At 72.9% G+C, this 18342-nt stretch carries 16 protein-coding genes; 6 read left to right on the top strand and 10 right to left on the bottom strand.

From position 1 onward, the window contains the following. Positions 1 to 12: 12 nt before the first annotated feature. The 4 genes from AB0F68_RS26020 to purN all read right to left on the bottom strand — a co-directional run bounded on the left by AB0F68_RS26020 (position 13) and on the right by purN (position 5603). Positions 13 to 2646 (bottom strand): glycosyl hydrolase, encoded by a 2634-nt coding sequence (locus AB0F68_RS26020; protein ID WP_357342837.1) that lies wholly within the window; start codon positions 2644 to 2646, stop codon positions 13 to 15. A 152-nt stretch (positions 2647 to 2798) separates the two neighbouring features. Then, a complete protein-coding gene (locus AB0F68_RS26015) occupies positions 2799 to 3167 on the bottom strand; it encodes a hypothetical protein (RefSeq protein WP_357342835.1) in 369 nt (122 codons plus the stop codon). Between the two features lie 247 nt (positions 3168 to 3414). Next, complete coding sequence (gene purH / locus AB0F68_RS26010) at positions 3415 to 4986, bottom strand: bifunctional phosphoribosylaminoimidazolecarboxamide formyltransferase/IMP cyclohydrolase (protein WP_357342833.1); 1572 nt, start codon at positions 4984 to 4986, stop codon at positions 3415 to 3417. Then, complete coding sequence (gene purN, locus AB0F68_RS26005) at positions 4983 to 5603, bottom strand: phosphoribosylglycinamide formyltransferase (RefSeq protein ID WP_357342831.1); 621 nt, start codon at positions 5601 to 5603, stop codon at positions 4983 to 4985. The genes purH and purN overlap by 4 nt, the downstream gene beginning before the upstream one ends. A gap of 246 nt (positions 5604 to 5849) precedes the next feature. On the opposite strand from purN, the gene AB0F68_RS26000 reads away from it, so the two are divergent. Continuing rightward, positions 5850 to 6434 carry a hypothetical protein gene (locus AB0F68_RS26000; RefSeq protein WP_357342829.1) on the top strand — a complete coding sequence of 195 codons (585 nt, stop codon included), beginning with the start codon at positions 5850 to 5852 and terminating at the stop codon, positions 6432 to 6434. Between the two features lie 61 nt (positions 6435 to 6495). Here AB0F68_RS26000 and AB0F68_RS25995 read toward each other — a convergent pair whose 3' ends face one another. Further along, positions 6496 to 7842, bottom strand: coding sequence for a DUF6350 family protein (locus AB0F68_RS25995; RefSeq protein WP_357342828.1), 1347 nt, complete (start codon positions 7840 to 7842; stop codon positions 6496 to 6498). A gap of 159 nt (positions 7843 to 8001) precedes the next feature. Here AB0F68_RS25995 and AB0F68_RS25990 point away from each other — a divergent pair, with 159 nt between their 5' ends. Then, a complete protein-coding gene (locus AB0F68_RS25990; protein WP_357342826.1) occupies positions 8002 to 8271 on the top strand; it encodes a DUF4190 domain-containing protein in 270 nt (89 codons plus the stop codon). A 57-nt stretch (positions 8272 to 8328) separates the two neighbouring features. On the opposite strand, the gene sucD is transcribed toward AB0F68_RS25990, so the two are convergent. From sucD to AB0F68_RS25975, 3 genes are all read right to left on the bottom strand, one after another. Beyond that, a complete protein-coding gene (gene sucD, locus AB0F68_RS25985) occupies positions 8329 to 9216 on the bottom strand; it encodes a succinate--CoA ligase subunit alpha (protein ID WP_254334782.1) in 888 nt (295 codons plus the stop codon). A gap of 2 nt (positions 9217 to 9218) precedes the next feature. Beyond that, positions 9219 to 10397 (bottom strand): ADP-forming succinate--CoA ligase subunit beta, encoded by a 1179-nt coding sequence (gene sucC / locus AB0F68_RS25980; RefSeq protein WP_357342824.1) that lies wholly within the window; start codon positions 10395 to 10397, stop codon positions 9219 to 9221. Positions 10398 to 10581: 184 nt separating this feature from the next. Continuing rightward, entirely contained in the window at positions 10582 to 11136 is a 555-nt protein-coding gene (locus AB0F68_RS25975; RefSeq protein WP_357342822.1) for a hypothetical protein, read from the bottom strand. 78 nt (positions 11137 to 11214) lie between these two features. Between AB0F68_RS25975 and AB0F68_RS25970 the strand changes: the two genes are divergently transcribed. Then, positions 11215 to 11370, top strand: coding sequence for a hypothetical protein (locus AB0F68_RS25970; RefSeq protein WP_357342820.1), 156 nt, complete (start codon positions 11215 to 11217; stop codon positions 11368 to 11370). A 1159-nt stretch (positions 11371 to 12529) separates the two neighbouring features. Here the strand turns inward: AB0F68_RS25970 and AB0F68_RS25965 are convergent. After that, entirely contained in the window at positions 12530 to 12934 is a 405-nt protein-coding gene (locus AB0F68_RS25965; RefSeq protein ID WP_357342818.1) for a cobalamin B12-binding domain-containing protein, read from the bottom strand. Positions 12935 to 13320: 386 nt separating this feature from the next. On the opposite strand from AB0F68_RS25965, the gene AB0F68_RS25960 reads away from it, so the two are divergent. After that, the gene (locus AB0F68_RS25960) at positions 13321 to 14031 is read left to right on the top strand and encodes a M23 family metallopeptidase (RefSeq protein WP_357342816.1); all 711 of its coding nucleotides are present in this window, start codon (positions 13321 to 13323) and stop codon (positions 14029 to 14031) included. Positions 14032 to 14281: 250 nt separating this feature from the next. Further along, complete coding sequence (locus tag AB0F68_RS25955; protein ID WP_357342814.1) at positions 14282 to 15058, top strand: M23 family metallopeptidase; 777 nt, start codon at positions 14282 to 14284, stop codon at positions 15056 to 15058. A gap of 59 nt (positions 15059 to 15117) precedes the next feature. Here the strand turns inward: AB0F68_RS25955 and pcrA are convergent, their stop codons facing one another. Further along, positions 15118 to 17631: a DNA helicase PcrA gene (gene pcrA, locus AB0F68_RS25950; protein WP_357342812.1), complete on the bottom strand. Its 2514-nt coding sequence runs from the start codon at positions 17629 to 17631 to the stop codon at positions 15118 to 15120. Positions 17632 to 17921: 290 nt separating this feature from the next. On the opposite strand from pcrA, the gene AB0F68_RS25945 reads away from it, so the two are divergent. Continuing rightward, a complete protein-coding gene (locus tag AB0F68_RS25945) occupies positions 17922 to 18275 on the top strand; it encodes a chorismate mutase (RefSeq protein WP_357342811.1) in 354 nt (117 codons plus the stop codon). Positions 18276 to 18342: the final 67 nt, after the last annotated feature.

Raw genomic sequence — 18342 nt, 5'->3', positions numbered from 1 at the left:
AACGGTGGCCGGTCAGAGCTGGGCGAGCGGGAACGCCCAGATGCCGCGGCCGTGGGTCGCGACGTAGACCGAGTTGTCGGCCGCGTTGTACTCGACGTCCATGCCGACGGTCAGCGGCAGGCCGGCGCCGAGCCGCTGCCAGTCGGTGGCGCCGGGCGCGCGGTAGAACGTGGCCAGGTCGGTGGCGAGCACCAGTGCCCCGTTGGACAGCTCCTTGATCGAGCTGCTCGGCACGTCCGGCAGGTTCGCCGAGACGTCCTTCCAGGTCGCGCCCGCGTCGGTGGTCTCGAAGACGTGGCCGAAGCCGGCGCCCGGACCCTCGGTGAACCGGCGGGAGAAGCCGTTCACCGCGACGAAGGCGTGCGACGGGTTCGCCGGGTCGACCCCGACACCCTGGAGGAAGCGGTTCGGGAAGTCACCCGGCAGGGTGACCTGGTGCCAGCTCGACGGGTCGCCGACCTTGCCGACCGCGAGACCGCGGGCGAAGCCGGCGTTGTTGCACGGGCCGCACCAACCGACGTACGCCGTGCCACCGGAGACCGCCACCGAGGTGGCGGTGCGGCCGGCCCCCAGGTCGAACACGTTGGTCCAACCCTTGCCGTTCTGGATCGAGTAGCCCTTGGTGTTCACCCAGACGTGCTGGCCACCGGCGACCCAGACGTTGGCGTCGTGGTCGTCCGGCGCGAACGGCGCGATGAACCGGGCCAGCTCGTCGCCCGGCGACGAGGTGTACGGCTGGATGTCCCGCGAGGTGGAGGTCTCCGCCGTGCCCGGGCCCGGGTTGGCGTTGCAGTTCTCGGTCACCCGCATGGCCAGGTTGGTGTACTCCTGGACCTGCCGGCAGCCGTTGGCCGGGTCGGCCTGCGCGTCGCCGCCGTCACCGCCGAAGTGGGAGCCCATCACGGTGTCGCCGGGGCGCAGGATCGAGGTGCCGTTGTCCTGCAGACCACCGGTGACGATGGTGCCGGCCTTCGCCGGGTCCTTGCCCAGCGCCACCGAGTAGTACTGGAGCGCGTCGATGGTGCCGTCGTTGAGGCTCTGCCAGTCGGTGGCGTGCCCCTCCTTGTCGGTCTTGCCGTGCACCGGCCGGCGGTAGACGCCGCCGTCGTTGCCGACGTAGACGAACCCGTTGCCGACCGCCACCGAGTGCTGGTCGGAGTGGGTGGTCTTGGCGCAGCGGTTCTGAGCGTCGTAGATGTTCCAGCAGGCGAAGCCGAAGTTCCAGTACGGACCCACGGTCTTCCAGTTGGCGCCGCCGTCGGTCGACTCGTAGACCTCCTCCAGGCCGGCCCAGACGTGGTTCGGGTCGGCCGGGTCCACCGTGAGGAACTGGTTGTACCAGGCCTGGATGCCCGGACCGTAGCCCTTGCCCATCACCGTCTGCTTGAGAGCCGAGCCGGAGTTGCCCAGCTTCGCCGAGTCGGCGATCTTGCTCCACGGACCCGAGGGCGAGCCGCTGTTGGAGACGTAGATGCCGTCCAGGTAGCTGTTCACGTTGCCGGCGGGCTTGTTGAGCAGCTTCGGCGACTGGTTGATCGCGTAGAGCTTGCCGCCGTCGGCGGAGAAGGCGAACGTCACGTACCCGATGTCGTCGGCCGGGATGGAACCGGTCGGGTTGACCTTGGCCCAGCCCCCGGCCGTGTAGTCGGCGGTCTCGTAGAAACCGTTGTACGTGTCGCCCGAGCGCCAGGCCGAGGCGACCACCACGTGCTTCGGGTTGTGGGGGTCGCCCGCCACGTCGTTGACGATGTTCTTGTACGCCGCGTTCGCGTCGCCGGCGTTCGCGCCGCCCGGCAGGTAGCTCGGGTTCGGCGTGAACTCCAGCTTCCAGGCGCCCGACGTGCTGCTCATCGAGTGCGAGTACAGGCCCCGGTTGGTGGCGACCCAGACCTTGCCGTCGAAGAAGCGCAGCTTGTTGATGACCGTGCTCTCGAGCTCGGTCCCGCCGACCCGGTCGGTCGTCTTGAACGAGCCGGACTTCGGGTTGGCCAGCCGGTAGACGCCGGCGCCGACGTACGAGGTGCCGCCGGTGTTGCCCTCGCCGGTGGCGTACCAGAGCGAGCCGTCGGCGGCGAGCACGACGTCGCCGCTGGACAGGGTGGGCAGCGCGTCCGTGATCGGCGTCCAGCTCCCGCCGCCGGTCGAGGAACGCCACACGCCGCCGTCCGCGCCGGCCGCGTACACGTAACCGCTGTTGTCCGAGGCGAGGCCGGTGATCCGACCGGTGACCAGGCCGGCGCCTCCGGACGAGTTGGACGCGTAGTCGCGGTAGCGCGGGTCGTCGCCGTCGTACTTGATCTTCGTTACCTCGCGCCAGGTGCCCTTGGTCGCCGGCAGCGCGTTGAGCTGGCTCAACGCGTTGCCGTACGCGCCCGGCGCGACGATGCCCGGCGCGTAGCGGGCCTGGGCGAACTGCTCGGCGATGGTGCGGGCCTCGAAGGCCTCCTCGCCGGCCTCGGCCGAGTCCTCCCCGGCCGCCATCTCCATGAACTCCCTGGGGTGCCAGGGCATGTTGGCGCCGGGTTCCTCGGCCAGGCCGAGCGCCTCCCGCACCTCGTGGTTGGTGGCCACGACGCCACCGAGCGCAGCGGTCAGCACCAGCGCGCCCGCGATTGTCGCCGGCTTGCGCCAGCGGAATGTGGACATGTGAATCCTCCGGGATTCAGGGGTCCCGGGCGCGTGGCCCGGGGAGGAAACCACGGCCGGTCGATGGCGACCGTGGCGCTGTCATGAGCGGACCCGGCGGGTCCGGGCGTGGCCTCGACCCGCGCGGCGCCCGACGGGCGATGCGGTGAGGGTCAGGCTGCGGCCGGTGGCGCCCGGGCGGGCAGGGTGCCACGCGGTGGCAGCGGGACGGCCGGCTGCCGGTAGTGGGTCGTGGGGGTCGCCGGCGTGGGCGTGCCGACCCGCGGCGGCACGGCCGCGAGGAGATCGTCCGGTCCGTCGCCCGAGGCGACGCCGGCGTGGTGGTCACCGCAGGGGGCGCCGGAGAACTCCGTCCGCAGCTCCGGTGGAGCGTGCCCGGGTCCGTCGTGGACGATCGACCGGTGCGCGGCGGTGCCCGTCGCGCAGTGTTCGAGGGCCTCCGCGCAGGCGGGCGCCCCCAGGCCGGCCAGGACGAACGCCAGCGCGGCGACGACGGCGGTCAACCGGTCGAGCACGCGCATGGGCATACCTGTCGGGCGAGGGGAGGGCCGCTGCGGCGGGCGTTTCATCGCCGGCCATTAGGAGACAACGGGGCGGATCGATCGTTCGCCGGACCCACGCTAGCAACAACTTTTGCGGGCGGGCAACGGTCGGGCGGTCGTACTTTCGGCTGGTCAGCCGCCTCAACGTGACAGGGCTCCCAAATGGAACGACACAATGTGAAACGGGGGCCCGGCCGCCGGCCGTGCCCCCGTTCCCGTTCGGAACTCAGTGGAAGAAGTGCCGGGTGCCGGTGAGGTACATGGTCACCCCGGCCTCCTTGCAGGCGGCGATGGTCTCCTCGTCGCGGATCGAGCCGCCGGGCTGCACGATCGCCCGGACGCCCGCCTCGATGAGGATCTTCGGGCCGTCGGCGAACGGGAAGAACGCGTCGGAGGCGCAGACCGAGCCGCGGGCCCGCTCGGCGCCGGCCCGGCTCACCGCGAGCTGCGCCGAGTCGACCCGGTTGACCTGGCCCATCCCGACGCCGACGGTGGCGCCCTCCCGGGCCAGCAGGATCGCGTTGCTCTTCACGGCCCGGACCGCCCGCCAGGCGAACGCCAGGTCGCGCAGGGTGGCCTCGTCGGCCGCCTCGCCGGTGGCCAGCGTCCAGTTGGCCGGGTCGTCGCCGGCGGCGTCGATCCGGTCCCGCATCTGCACCAGCACCCCGCCGGTGACCTGCCGCCACTCGGCCGGCAGCGGGTCGAACTCGGGAGCCCGCAGCAGACGGATGTTCTTCTTGGCCCGGAGGACCTCCAGGGCGCCCTCGTCGAAGCCGGGCGCCACCAGCACCTCGGTGAAGATCTCCGCGACCTGCCGGGCCAGCTCCACGGAGACCGGCCGGTTGACCGCGATCACCCCGCCGTACGCGGACACCGGGTCGCAGGCGTGCGCCCTGCGGTGCGCCTCGGCCACGTCCGCCCCGACCGCGATGCCACACGGGTTGGCGTGCTTGATGATCGCCACCGCCGGCTGCTCGGGGAAGTCGTTCGCGGCCCGCCAGGCGGCGTCGGCGTCGACGTAGTTGTTGTAGGACATCTCCTTGCCGTGCAGCTGCTCTGCCTGGGCCAGGCCGGCCGGGCTGGCCGGGTCGGCGTAGAGGGCAGCGGCCTGGTGCGGGTTCTCGCCGTAGCGCAGCACCGCCTGGCGGCGCAGCGCCAGGCCGGCGAACGCCGGCCACCCGTCGGCGGCCGGGGCCAGCTCCCGGGCGAACCACTCGGCGACGGCCACGTCGTAGTCGGCGATGTCGGCGAACGCGCGGGCCGCGAGGGCCCGCCGCTCGGCCAGGGTGAAGCCGCCCTCGGCGAGCGCGGCCCGCAGCGCCGGGTAGGCCGCCGGGTCGGTCACCACGGCCACCGAGGCATGGTTCTTGGCCGCGGCCCGGACCATCGCCGGGCCGCCGATGTCGATCTGCTCGACGCACTCGTCCTGGCTCGCGCCGGAGGCGACCGTGGCCTGGAACGGATAGAGGTTGGAGACCAGCAGGTCGATGCCGGCGATGCCGTGTTCGTCGAGCTGGGCGACGTGCGCGTCCTTGCGCAGGTCGGCGAGGAGGCCACCGTGGATCTTCGGGTGCAGGGTCTTCACCCGGCCGTCGAGGATCTCCGGGAACCCGGTCACCTGCTCGACCGGGGTCACCGGCACGCCCGCGCCGGAGATCGTCGACGCGGTGCTGCCGGTCGAGACGATCTCCACCCCGGCCTCGTGCAGGGCCCGGGCCAGCTCGACCAGGCCGGTCTTGTCGTAGACGCTGACCAGCGCCCGCTTGATCGGGCGGCGGATGTCCTCTGTGGCACTCACGGAACGGTGACCTTTCTACCGGTGATCGTCCAACCTTCACGGACCAGCCGACCGACCTGCTCGACGAGCTGGCGCCGCTCGGCGGACTTGATGCGCTCGGTGAGCGTCTCCTCGTCGTCGTCGTCGAGCACCGGCACGGCGACCTGGGCGACGATCGGGCCGGTGTCCATCCCGGCGTCGACGAAGAAGAGGGTGGCCCCGGTGACCTTCACGCCGTACGCCAGCGCGTCCCGGGGGCCGTGGATGCCGGGGAACGCCGGCAGCAGAGTGTTGTGCGTGTTCAGGTAGCGGTCGCCGAACGCGGTCAGGAAGTGCGGGCCGACGAGCTTGAGGAAGCCGGCGCTGATCACCAGGTCCGGCCGGTGCTCGGCGACCCGGGCGGTCAGCGCCCGGTCCCAGTCCTCGCGGGTCGGGTGGTCCGTCAGCCGCTCCACGAAGGCCGGCACGCCGGCCGCCACGGCCCGGTCCAGGCCGGCGATCCCGTCGCGGTCGGCGCCCACCGCCACCACCCGGGCCCCGTAGGCGGGGTCGGCGGCGGCGTCCAGCAGGGCCTGGAGATTGCTGCCGGAGCCGGAGACGAGGACGACGAGGCGGGCGACGGACGCGGGCTCGGTCACGCGGCAACCCTATCGGGCCTGCAGCGGCGTCCGACGCTCGGGCGGGTGAGCCGCGGGTGATCTCCGTCGTGGCGCCGGCACGATACGCTGCCGTCGCCCGGTGCCGTGCGTACGCCCGGCCCGGCGTCGGCATCGTGACCTTGGTCCCGGGCCCGTGTGGCCGCGGCGTCCCGTGTCCGGGCGGAATGATGAGCGGCAACAGACCGACCATGGACCGTCGACCCCCAGTTTGAGGAGCGCTCCGTAATGCAGCCCGGTTACCCCGGTCAGGACCCGCACGGCCAGCAGCCGAACCAGGACCCGACCTCCCCGCAGTACGACCCGTACGGCCAGCAGCCGCAGGCCCCGCAGTACGGCCAGCAGCCCACCTCGGGTCAGCCGTACGGGCAGGACCCGTACGCCCAGCCGCCGCAGGCCCCGCAGTACGGGCAGCAGCCGACCTCGGGCCAGCCCTACGGCCAGCCGACCTCCGGCCAGCCCTACGGCCAGGACCCGTACGCGCAGCAGCAGCAGCCGTACGGCGCCGCGCCCCAGTACCCGGCGGCCGGCTACCCGACCGGCGGCGGTCAGAACAACACTCTCGGCCTGATCGGCATGATCGCCGGTATCGCCTCGATCGTGCTCGGCCTCTGCTGCCCGCTGATCGGCATCCCGGCCGGCATCGCCGGCATCGTCCTCGGCGTGCTGGGCCAGAAGAAGGTCCAGGCGGGCGAGGCGAGCAACGCGGGCCAGGCCAAGGCCGCCCTCATCTGCGGCGGCATCGGCGTGGTCATCGGCATCATCAACGCCATCGCCGGCGCCGCGATCAACCTGAACAACTTCGGTTCCTGAACCGGCTCCACGAGGGGGCGTCCGGCATCGCCGGCCGCCCCTTCGCCGTCTCCGGCGCCCGTCAGTCGTCGGCGCGGCGGGCCGGTGGGACGGTGGGACGCGGGGCGGTGGGACGCGGCGGGCTCGGGGTGCGGGCGAGGGTGCGGCCGGCGGCGGCGCCGAGGAGCGCACCGGCGGCGACCACCAGCGTGGCCACCCCCGCCACCGACCAGGGCGCCGGGCCGATCTCGGCCAGCCGGCCGCCGCCGAGCGGACCGCCGGAGGCCCCTGCGGCCAGGCCGAGCAGCACCCCGGCCACCGGGCCGGCGAGCGCCGCCGGGACCAGCAACGCCGACCACCCGACCGGTGCGCGTTCCTCGGCCGCGACCCGCAGCAGCCGCCGGGCCAGCAGCCAGCCGGCCGCCATCGCGGCCAGCACCGGCACCGCGAGCAGCGCACCGCCCAGCCCGTCCACCGGGCCGCGCGGCAGGCCGGCCAGCAACGGTACGGCCGGCAGCGCGCCGATGGACACCTCGCTGGTCCGCACGGCGGTGTCGGTGCCGACGGCGAACCCGGGCCCGAGCAGGTAACTCACCGACCAGACGGTGGCGTTCGGCGCGTACGCCAGGCTGACCAGGGTGATGCCCGCCTGACCGGCCACCCCGGTCCGGTACGCCCCGATCATGTCGGCCGCGTCGCCGCCGCCGGTCGCCACGGCCAGCCCGGCCGCCCCGGCGCCCGCACCGAACAGCAGCAGGCCGGCGACCAGACCGGTGCGCACCCCGTCGCGCAGCGCCGCCGGGCAACGGCGGGCCAGCAGGACCCAGACGCCCGTGGTCCGCAGTGCGCCGACCAGGGCGCCGATCCCGCCGAGGACCGCGAAGGTCAGCGCGGCCCGGACCGGGGACACCCGCAGGCCGCCCGCGCCGACCACGATCGCGGCGAGGGCGCCGAGCAGCGCGTACCCGATGGCGACCGCGACCGCGACGGTGAGCGCCTGCCGGGGCGAGCGACCGCCGCGGGCGCCGACGGCCCGGCTGACGTGGACCCCGGCGCGGGTGAGCCGCCAGAGAGCGAGCGCGGTCAGGGCGAGCGGCGCCAGGCCGAGCGGCCCGGCGGAGGTCTCCAGCGGCACGCAGTGGCCCAGCAGCCAGCCGACCAGGCCGGCACGCAGCGCGCCGGCCAGCGAGCCGGCGTCCTCGCTGAGCTGGGCCAGGCCGAGCACCACGGCGACCGGCAGCCAGGAGGTCACGGCGGCCCAGAGGGCCGCCACCCCGGCGGCGACGGGCAGCGGGGCCCGGCCGCGCGGCGGCTCCCCCGACCGTGGCGCGGGCACCCGCGACGCCGGCCCGGCACGGCCGGTCGACCGGGCATCGGCGGCGACCTCGGCGGCGGGGCGGCGGGGCTGGTCAGGGGTGACGCGTGACATCGGCTCTACTCTGGCATGCCGCGCGGGAGACGGCAGTCCGATACCGCCACGGGGCCGCGGCGAGTTCCCTGATCCACCGGCTCCGCGGCCCCGATCCGGTTTAGCCTCGGCCCAGGACGCGACCTTTCCTGTCGCGGCACCGACCGCTCGGAGGAAGCCGTGAACGCTCCGTATCCGCCGCCCACGCCGCCACCGGCCGCCGGGCGGGACCGGACCACCCTCTGGGGTGTCCTGGGGATCATCACCGGCCTGCTCTGCTGCGGCATCCTGGGCATCGTCTTCGGCTACCTGTCGATCCGGGACGCGAAGCGGTTCGGCAAGTCTCCGCTGCTCGGCTGGCTGGCCATCGCGTTCGGCGTCATCAACATCATCGCCAGCGCCATCATCCGGACCCGGGGAAACTACTACACCCCCTACTGGTACCGGTAAGAAGCGTGAGGGGGCCGACCGGACCCGGTCGACCCCCTCGGCACGTCACGGGACCGCTCAGCGGCCGGACATGATCTCCCGCATCAGCTTGGCGGTCTCGGTCGGGGTCTTGCCGACCTTCACGCCGACCGCCTCCAGCGCCGCCTTCTTGGCGTCGGCGGTGCCCGCCGAACCGGAGATGATCGCGCCGGCGTGACCCATGGTCTTGCCGGGCGGGGCGGTGAAGCCGGCGATGTAGCCGACCACCGGCTTGGTCACGTTGGCCTTGATGAACTCGGCCGCCCGCTCCTCGGCGTCGCCACCGATCTCACCGATCATGACGATCGCGTCGGTCTCCGGGTCCGCCTCGAAGGCGGCCAGGGCGTCGATGTGGGTGGTGCCGATGATCGGGTCACCACCGATGCCGACGCAGGTGGAGAAGCCGATGTCGCGCAGCTCGTACATCATCTGGTAGGTCAGCGTGCCGCTCTTGCTGACCAGGCCGATCCGGCCGGAGCCGGTGATGTCGGCCGGGATGATGCCGGCGTTGGACGCGCCCGGCGAGGCGATGCCCGGGCAGTTCGGGCCGATGATCCGGGTCCGCTCACCCTTGGCCACGTTGTACGCCCAGAGCGCGGCGGTGTCGTGCACCGGCACGCCCTCGGTGATCACCACGGCCAAGTCGATGCCGGCGTCGATCGCCTCGACCGCGGCGGCCTTGGTGAACTGCGGCGGCACGAAGATGACCGTGACGTCCGCCCCGGTCTCCTTCATGGCGTCCGCGACGGACGCGAAGACCGGCAGCTCGGTGCCGTCGAAGTCGACCTTCTGGCCCGCCTTGCGCGGGTTGACGCCGCCGACGACGTTGGTGCCGGCGGCGAGCATCCGCCGGGTGTGCTTGGAACCCTCGGAACCGGTCATCCCCTGCACGATGACCTTGGAGTCCTTGGTCAGCCAGATAGCCATTGTCAGACCCCCGCAGCTGCCAGCTCGGCGGCCCGCTCGGCCGCGCCGTCCATGGTGTCGACCCGCTGGATCAGCGGGTTGTTCGCGCCGTCGAGGATCGCCCGACCGGCCTCGGCGTTGTTGCCGTCGAGGCGGACGACGAGCGGCTTGGTGGCCTTCTCGCCGCGCTGCTCGAGCAGCGACAGCGCCTGCACGATGCCGTTGGCGACCGCGTCGCAGGCGGTGATGCCGCCGAAGACGTTGACGAAGACGCTCTTCACCGCCGGGTCGGAGAGCACGATCTCCAGGCCGTTCGCCATCACCTCGGCGCTCGCGCCGCCGCCGATATCGAGGAAGTTGGCCGGCTTGACGCCGCCGTGCCGCTCACCGGCGTACGCGACCACGTCGAGGGTGGACATGACCAGGCCCGCGCCGTTGCCGATGATGCCGACCTCGCCGTCGAGCTTGACGTAGTTGAGGTCCTTCGCCTTGGCGGCCTGCTCCAGCGGGTCCACCGACGCCTGGTCGACCAGGGCCTCGTGGTCCGGGTGCCGGAACGCGGCGTTCTCGTCGAGGCTGACCTTGGCGTCCAGCAGCAGCAGCTTGCCGTCCTTGGTCGTGGCCAGCGGGTTCACCTCGACCAGCGTGGCGTCCTCGGCGACGAACGCCTGCCACAGCTTGACCGCGACCTCGACCACCTGGTCGGCGACCTCGGCCGGGAAGCCGGCGGCGCTCACGATCTCGCGCGCCTTCGCCTCGTCCACGCCGGTGTTGGCGTCGATCGGGGCCTTGACGACCTTCTCGGGGGTCTCGGCAGCGACCTGCTCGATGTCCATGCCGCCCGCAACGCTGGCGATGCAGAGGAAGGTGCGGTTCGCCCGGTCGAGCAGGTACGAGAAGTAGTACTCCTCGGCCACGTCCGCGGTCACGGTGATCATGACCTTGTGGACCGTGTGACCCTTGATGTCCATGCCGAGGATGTCGGTGGCGCGAGCCACCGTCTCCTCCGCGCCCTCGGCCAGCTTGACGCCGCCGGCCTTGCCGCGGCCGCCGACCTTCACCTGCGCCTTGACGACAACCCGGCCGCCGAGGCGCTCGGCGATCGCGCGGGCCTCCTCCGGGGTAGTGGCGACGCCGCCGGCGAGCACGGGCAAGCCGTGCCGCTCGAACAGGTCCCGCCCCTGGTACTCGTACAGGTCCACGATTGCGCGTCCCGTCCCGTCTCCGCGGCGCGCCGTCGCGCCGCCACCAGCGTTGGAAAATCAGTTTGACGCCTGTCATCAGATGAGACAGGCCATTTGCCGCAGCCTAACGAGATGGGAACCGGGGGCAACCGAGCGGGTGCACGGTGTGCGGTAATGCACAGCCACCCCGACCGCGCCGGGGTCAGCCCACCCGGCAGCGACCGGCCGCGTACCCGACCACGGCTCGCATGATCTCGTCCTCGCTCCGGTCGGCTTGGTTGAGCGTGGCCGTGAAGCCGGTGCCGAAGAAGGCCTGCTGCATCCCGGAGTCGAGCGCGGTGAACGCACCCAGCCCGCTGCCGACCCGCGGGTCGCGCGGCTTCACGCAGAGCATCTTCTCCAGCGCCCAACGCCGCGGGTAGATCCGCTCGATCCCCTCCCACGGCAGCCAGATCGCCTGCCCCCGGGTCGGCCGCGTCTTGATCCACAGCCCGGCCGGCCCGAGCGCGAGCACCGGGCCGCCGGAGGAGACCAGCCAGAGCTGGAGGCCGACCGGCACGGCGAAGAAGAGCATCACCACCGGGATGACGAAGAGCAGTCCGGCGCCGCCGCCGTCGGACGACGCGGCCAGGCCGATCGGGCAGGCCATCACCAGACCGATCACCAGCGTCACCAATCCGAGGGTCAGCGCCCGCTTGCCCAGGCTCGGCCGGACCACGAACGGCAGATCCTCCGGGATCCGCTTCGCGGTCGGCATGGCCGGCGGCTGGGCCGGCCCTACCCCACCGGGGTAATACCCCTGCGGCGGAGCCGGCCAGCCCGGCGCGGGCTGCTGGTGTGGGGCACCGTGCTGCTGCTGATGCGGGGCCGGCCAGCCTGGCGCGGGCTGCTGGTGTGGAGCGCCGTGCTGCTGGTGCGGACCCGGCCAGCCCGGAGCGGGCTGCTGGTGCGGAGCACCGTGCTGCTGCTGGTGCGCAGCCGGCCAGCCTGACGCGGGCTGCTGGTGTGGAGCACCGTGCTGGTCCGGAGCCGGCCAGCCCGGAGCGGGCTGCTGTTGTGGGTCGGCCCAGCCGCCGGGAGCCGGTTGGTGCGGTGCCGGCGCGCCCGCTCCGGCCTGGCCGGGCGGCGCGGACCATCCGGGGCCCTGCTGCGGCGCCGGCCACCCAGGGCCGGGCTGCTGCGGCGCCGCCCACTCCTGGCCGGGAGCGCCCGGCTGCTGAGGTGCCGGCCACCCGGGGTGGTGCGGGGGCGGCGACGGCCGGCCGCCGGCGGGGTCGGGCTGCGGGTACGGCGGCTGGGTCACGGCGGGCTCCCGGGCGGGGTCGACGACCGCGGGACGCGGTCCGGGCAGGCACACGATACGACCCGCGACCGCGCCGCGAGACCCCTGGAAAGCGGCCCGTCCGGGGTGCCCGGGACGGGGCCGTCAACCGTCTGGGGGATGTTGGGAAACGGGCGTAACCCCCTGTTGGGGGCGTCGTTGAGTCTGATGTCGGAGCGCTGGTCAGGCGCGACGACGGGAGCGGCCGATGCCCTGTCGGTCGAGGGGTGGCGGCGGGGCATCGTGCATAGAGGGGCCGGACGTGTGAGGGGTGCGTCCGGCCCCTCCCCCTGCCCGGACACCGGCGGCCCCATCACCAAGTCGCCGATCTGGCGGCATCCCGACCGCCGCGACACTGCCGGCTCGCCGGGCCGGTGCGCGCCCTTGGTCGCCGAGCGCCCGCGCAGCAAACCCGCTGGCACCCCGGGCATCAGCTCCGGACCCACTACGAACTAGCTCCGGACCCGCTACGAACTTGATGTCGTAAGCGATTCACACCCGGGTCGCCCGTCGGCCGGTTGAGTCGTCGATGACGTCAGCTCGAAAGGCTCCTGAGCAGACCCGGGGTCCGATCCGATCACGTCATCAAGTTCGTAGCGGCCGGCACGATCAGATCCGGCCGCCGCCGCGCGCTACGCGAGCACCGGCGGGAAGCGAAGCGCCCGGTGCCGGTAAACGACGCGCGCCGTCGAGAAGGGACACAGGCTCCGCCAGGAAGGGACACAGGCGCCGCCGGGAAGCAATCCGGGCTCCGCCGGGAACGGACGCCGGCCCCGCCCGGGAAGCGACCCGGGCGCGCCGGGAAGGGGCGCGGGCTCCGCCGGGAAGGTCAGGCGACCGGCTGGGCGACGTTCTCCCGGACCCACTCCACGATCGACTGCGTGGTGGCGCCCGGAGTGAAGATCTTGGCGACGCCGAGCCGCTGGAGTTCCGGGATGTCGGCGTCCGGGATGATGCCGCCGCCGAAGACCACGATGTCGGTCGCGTCGCGCTCGCCGAGCAGTTCGAGGACCCGCTTGAAGAGGGTCATGTGCGCCCCGGAGAGCACCGAGAGGCCGACCGCGTCGGCGTCCTCCTGGATCGCGGTCTCCACGATCTGCTCCGGGGTCTGGTGCAGGCCGGTGTAGATGACCTCCATGCCCGCGTCACGCAGGGCACGGGCGACGACCTTCGCGCCCCGGTCGTGGCCGTCCAGGCCGGGCTTCGCGACGACGACCCGGATACGAGAGCTCATCAGCGCACACCTTTCACCGGCTCCGGCACTCCTGACCTGAACGAACGGTAACCCGCCCTGCCCGAGGCCGGAAACCCGGGCTGCGCCTTACCGCCCCGCCCGGCGCGCGGGAAGCCGGACACCTCCGCCGATCGGTCACTGTCCGCGACGAACGGGCAGTTGCCGGGCCATCCGAGCGGCGGCACGAGCTATGACAAGAGCGGATGGAAACGGACAGAACGAAACGCCAATTCGGCGCTTCGGCTTGTGACTGGAGTGGCGGTTGGCTAACGTGTCCACGGTTGTCATCAGGTCCACGGACGGGTGACGACGCGACACCGGAGGTTCGACGGAGCTTCACCGAACGGTCCGGAGTCGCATCGGATCCCCGACAACGGAGGGTGTGCGTGCGCCAGCGCCTGTCGTCTGAGCCCGATAGATATCGCGGCCGCCGCCGCGTACCCACCCCCCCGCGGAGCCGCTACGCCGCGGTCGTGACCACCGCCTTCGTGGGCGCCGGCCTCGTCGCCCTCGGCGCGAACGCCCTCCCCGACGCCAAGAGCGTCAGCCCGTCGGTCCTCGACGAGCTCAAGCAGGCCTCGATCACCAGCCAGGACGCCGCGGCCCGGGTCGACAGCGCGGACCGCGCCACCCGTGACGACCGCACCGGCAAGACCGCCGCCGAGCAGGACACCTGGCTGCTCCCGCTGCACGGCTACGACTTCCAGTCGCCCTACGGCATGCGCTGGGGCAAGCTGCACACCGGCATTGACCTCGTCGCCCCGGAGGGCACGCCCTACCAGGCGATCCACGACGGCCAGGTCACCAAGGCCGGCTGGTTCGGCGGCTACGGCTACGCGGTGATCGTCAAGCACCCGGACGGCAGCGAGGCCATCTACGGCCACTCCTCGGCGGTGACCGTCAAGGAGGGCCAGCAGGTGAAGGCGGGCGACCAGCTCGGCCTGGTCGGCAACACCGGCCACTCCTACGGTTCGCACCTGCACCTGGAGATCCATGTCAATGGCCAGCCGCTGGACCCGGTGCCGTGGCTCGAGGACCGCGGAGTGGACATTCAGCTCGAAGTCGAGGCGTTCTACAGCGAGGTAGCCGCGTCCTGACGCTGCGTATCGCCCGTTGACCGCCCGGATCAGTCGATCCGGGCGGTTTTGTCTGCGGCAAAGTCTGCTGGGTCACAGCCGCGAATGTGGGCGGCGCCACAGCCTTGCATGATCCTTTTCCACAGCAAACCGCCCAGCCCGGCGGAAACCCGGGCAGCTGGCGTCACCCGCCTCGCCGGTCCTCCCGAACCCCGTACCCGGCGCGGCCCCGGCCGACACCAGTATTTCGAGGTCACGTGCCCCTCGACTGATGAAGGTTTCCGTGCAGGAAGACAGCTCCATCCAGAACGAGAACACCCCGGACATTGCTCCCACCCGGCACCGGCGCCAGCGCCCGGTCCGGCGTACCGCATTTTCCGTCGTCGGCGCGGTGGCGCTGCTCGGCCTCGGTGTCGGCGGCGTCTCCGTCGCCACCGTCGACCACGGTGCCCCCACCCCCGCCGCGGTCGACTTCGACGCCCAGGCGCGCGCTGAGGCGGCCGCACGCGCGGACCGGTCGGCCCGCGAGTCGACCGCCCCGGCCACCCCCTCGGTCACCGCGTCGCCGAGCCCCAGCGCCGCCAGCCCGAAGCCGACGAGGACCGCCCCGGCCAAGCCGAAGCCGAAGAAGACCGCGAAGCCGAAGCCGGCCTGGGTCATCCCGATGAGGGGCGCCGAGATCACCTCCTGCTTCGGGCAGCGGTGGGGCGTCCTGCACGCCGGCATCGACTTCGCCATGCCGGCGGGCACGCCGATCCACGCCGCCGCGGCGGGCACCGTGGTGAAGGCCGGCGACGCCGGCGACGGCTACGGCAACTCGGTCTTCGTCGACCACGGCAACGGCTACCTGACCCACTACGCCCACCAGAGCCGGCTGATCGTCAGCGTCGGCGACAAGGTGAAGGCCGGCCAGGTCATCGGGTACGAGGGCTCCACCGGCGACTCCACGGGCCCGCACCTGCACTTCGAGGTGCACAAGGGCGCCATGTGGAACCAGATCGACCCGGCGCCGTTCCTGCGTGCCCGGGGCATCGACGTGGCCTGCTGACGGCCACGGCACGAGGGAGGGGCCCGGTCCGGCACTCGCCGGGCCGGGCCTCACTCAACTCAGAGCTTGTCGATCGGGGCGTGCCGGAGGACTAGCCACATGGTCTGGTCGCCGAAGTCGATCTGCGCCCGGGCGCCCGGGCCGTGCCCCTCCACCGCCAGCACCCGGCCGAGGCCGTAGCGCTGGTGGTTGACCCGGTCGCCCACGGAGACCTTGGGCGCCTGCTTCAGCTCGCTCGCGGTGGCCAGCCGGCTGGCGTCCACCCCGAGCCGGTTGGCGAGCTGGGTCGCCTTCGGCGTGCCCCCGGTGAAGTTGCCCCGCCCGCCGGGCACCCGATCCGCCCGGCCGCCGACGCCGCCGCCGCCCCCACCGGCCCACGAGGTGTAGGACCCCTCGGTGCGCTCCCAGCGGACCAGCTCGGTGGGCAGCTCCTCCAGGAAGCGTGACGGCGGGTTGTAGGCCGGCGCGCCCCAGGCCGAGCGGGTGACCGCCCGGGACAGGTAGAGGCGCTGCCGGGCGCGGGTGATGCCCACGTACGCCAGCCGCCGCTCCTCCTCCAGCTCGCGGGTGTCGCCCAGCGAGCGCAGGTGGGGGAAGACGCCGTCCTCCAGGCCGCTCAGGAACACGACCGGGAACTCCAGCCCCTTGGCGGTGTGCAGCGTCATGAGGGTCACCACGCCCTGGTGGTCCGGGTCGTCGGCGGGGATCTGGTCGGCGTCGGCGACCAGCGCCACCTGCTCCAGGAAGCCGGCCAGGGTGGCCCGCTCGTCCTCCTCGCCGAGCGCCTCGATCCGCTCGGTGTACTCCCGGGCGACGCTGACCAGTTCCTGGAGGTTGTCGACCCGGCCGGCGTCCTGCGGGTCGAGGCTCTCCTCCAGCTCGGCCAGGTAGCCCGAGCGGGTCAGCAGGGCCTCCAGCACCTCCTCCGGGGTGCCGGTGGCGGCCAGTTCGCGCGCCTCGTCGAGCAGCGCGACGAACTCGGCGATGCCGTTGGCCGCCCGGGTGGAGATCCCCGGGGCGTCCTTGGCCCGGCGCAGCGCCGCGCCGAAGGAGATGCGGTCGCGGGCGGCCAGCGCCTCGACGCACGCCTCGGCCCGCTCGCCGATGCCCCGGCGCGGGGTGTTAAGGATCCGGCGCAGGCTGACCGTGTCGTCGTCGTTGACCACGGCGCGCAGGTAGGCCAGCGCGTCGCGGACCTCCTTGCGCTCGTAGAAGCGCACCCCGCCGACCACCTTGTAGGGCAGGCCGACCCGGATGAACACCTCCTCGAAGACCCGGGACATGGCGTTGGTGCGATAGAAGACGGCCACGTCGGCCGGGCGGGTGTCGCCCGCGTCGACCAGCCGGTCGATCTCCCGGGCCACCCAGTCGGCCTCGGCGTGCTCGGTGTCGGCCACGTAGCCGACGATCTGCTCGCCGGCGCCGGCGTCGCTCCACAGCCGCTTGGGCTTGCGGGAGGTGTTCCGGTCGATCACCGCGTTGGCGGCGTTGAGGATGGTCTGGGTGGAGCGGTAGTTCTGCTCCAGCAGGATCGTCCGGGCGTCGGTGAAGTCGCGCTCGAACTCCAGGATGTTGCGGATGGTGGCGCCGCGGAACGCGTAGATCGACTGGTCGGCGTCACCGACCACGCAGAGCTCGGCCGGCGGGACGCCCTCCGTGCCGGAGACCAGCTCCTTGATCAGCACGTACTGGGCGTGGTTGGTGTCCTGGTACTCGTCGACCAGCACGTGCCGGAACCGCCGCCGGTAGCTCTCCGCGACGTGCGGGTGCGACTGGAGCAGGTGCACCGTCGTCATGATCAGGTCGTCGAAGTCCAGCGCGTGCGCCTCGCCCAGCCGCCGCTGGTAGAGCGTGTACGCCTCGGCCAGCGCCCGCTCGTTGGGGCCCTTGGCCCGGCCGGCGAACTCCTCCGGGTCGACCAGCTCGTTCTTCAGGTTGGAGACCTGCGCGGCCAGGCCGCGCGCCGGGTAGCGCTTCGGGTCCAGGTCCAGCTCCCGGGCGACCAGCTGCATCAGCCGGCGGGAGTCGTCGGCGTCGTAGATCGAGAAGGTCGACTTGAGGCCGACGTGCTCGTGCTCGGCGCGCAGGATCCGGACGCAGGCCGAGTGGAAGGTCGACACCCACATCAACCGGGCGCGCGGCCCGACCAGGGCGGCCACCCGCTCCTTCATCTCGCCGGCGGCCTTGTTGGTGAAGGTGATCGCGATGATCTCGCCGGGGTGCACGTCCCGCGCCGCGAGCAGGTAGGCGATCCGGTTGGTCAGCACCCGGGTCTTGCCGGAGCCGGCGCCGGCCACGATGAGCAGCGGGGAACCGGCGTGGGTGACCGCGTCCCGCTGGGGACCGTTCAGGCCGGCGAGGAGGGCCTGTGGGTCCGGCCGGGCCGACGGCCTCAGGTCGCGGCGCGCCGACGGACCGGCCTTCGAGCGGTCCGGAGCGCCGCCCAGCGGCGCGGAGGCCGAATTGTGGCCGCCGGCCGAGCCGGAGTCGTCGTGGGCCCCGGGCCGCCGCGGCGGGTTCGCCCCGGGCTCCGGCGTGGGCGGGGACGCGGGAATGTCGAAGAGAGGATGCATCGCACGGCGAGTCTATGCCGACGGCCGGACACTTCCCGACCACGCGGCCCGGACGAGGCAAAGGCGTCACGTCCCACCTGTTGGCGGGTTTCCTTGCGCGCCCGGCCCGCGGGTCGGCATACTCGACGGCGTGTTCGGTCAGCGCTTCTACTTTTACTACGGCACCGGGAGTCCGGCAGCCGTGGGTCGCGCCTGATCACAGACCTACGAAAAGCCCCGGGCTCCTGGAGCCCGGGGCTTTTCCGTCCCGGGATCCGGGTACCGGGCACGAGACCCCGAGGGGTACGACGATGATGACTGACGTGGTGGAGTCCAGCGGCGGCCCGGCGCGGCACGACCGGCCGGCCGGCGGCGACCCGACCGGGGCCGCGGCAGCCCGGACCGGCACCGACGACTCGGCGGCGGCCGAGCGGATCAGCGAGATCCGGCAGCGGATCGACGAGATCGACCGCACCATCATCGCGCTCTGGCAGGAGCGGGCCGCGCTCTCCCAGGAGGTCGGGGCCACCCGGATGGCCTCCGGCGGCACCCGGCTGGTGCTCTCCCGGGAGCGGGAGATCCTGGAGCGGTTCCGCAAGGCGCTCGGCGCGGACGGCACCCAGCTCGCACTCCTGCTGCTGCGCGCCGGCCGCGGACCGCTGTGAGGGGTGCCCGCGGCCCGGGAGCACGGCGGCGGCACGGACCCCCGGATACGACGAACCGCCTGCCGGC

Origin of the sequence: Micromonospora sp. NPDC023966, assembly GCF_040639095.1 — a bacterium.
GTDB lineage: Bacteria > Actinomycetota > Actinomycetes > Mycobacteriales > Micromonosporaceae > Micromonospora.
This window is presented reverse-complemented; position numbering and strand designations above follow the sequence as displayed.

Coding starts and splice junctions, on each gene's coding strand:
- AB0F68_RS26020 (WP_357342837.1), bottom strand. CDS start 2,646: ATGTCCACATTCCGCTGGCGCAAGCCGGCGACAATCGCGGGCGCGCTG.
- AB0F68_RS26015 (WP_357342835.1), bottom strand. CDS start 3,167: ATGCGCGTGCTCGACCGGTTGACCGCCGTCGTCGCCGCGCTGGCGTTC.
- AB0F68_RS26000 (WP_357342829.1), top strand. CDS start 5,850: ATGCAGCCCGGTTACCCCGGTCAGGACCCGCACGGCCAGCAGCCGAAC.
- AB0F68_RS25995 (WP_357342828.1), bottom strand. CDS start 7,842: ATGTCACGCGTCACCCCTGACCAGCCCCGCCGCCCCGCCGCCGAGGTC.
- sucD (WP_254334782.1), bottom strand. CDS start 9,216: ATGGCTATCTGGCTGACCAAGGACTCCAAGGTCATCGTGCAGGGGATG.
- AB0F68_RS25975 (WP_357342822.1), bottom strand. CDS start 11,136: ATGCCGACCGCGAAGCGGATCCCGGAGGATCTGCCGTTCGTGGTCCGG.
- AB0F68_RS25965 (WP_357342818.1), bottom strand. CDS start 12,934: ATGAGCTCTCGTATCCGGGTCGTCGTCGCGAAGCCCGGCCTGGACGGC.
- AB0F68_RS25955 (WP_357342814.1), top strand. CDS start 14,282: ATGAAGGTTTCCGTGCAGGAAGACAGCTCCATCCAGAACGAGAACACC.
- pcrA (WP_357342812.1), bottom strand. CDS start 17,631: ATGCATCCTCTCTTCGACATTCCCGCGTCCCCGCCCACGCCGGAGCCC.
- AB0F68_RS25945 (WP_357342811.1), top strand. CDS start 17,922: ATGATGACTGACGTGGTGGAGTCCAGCGGCGGCCCGGCGCGGCACGAC.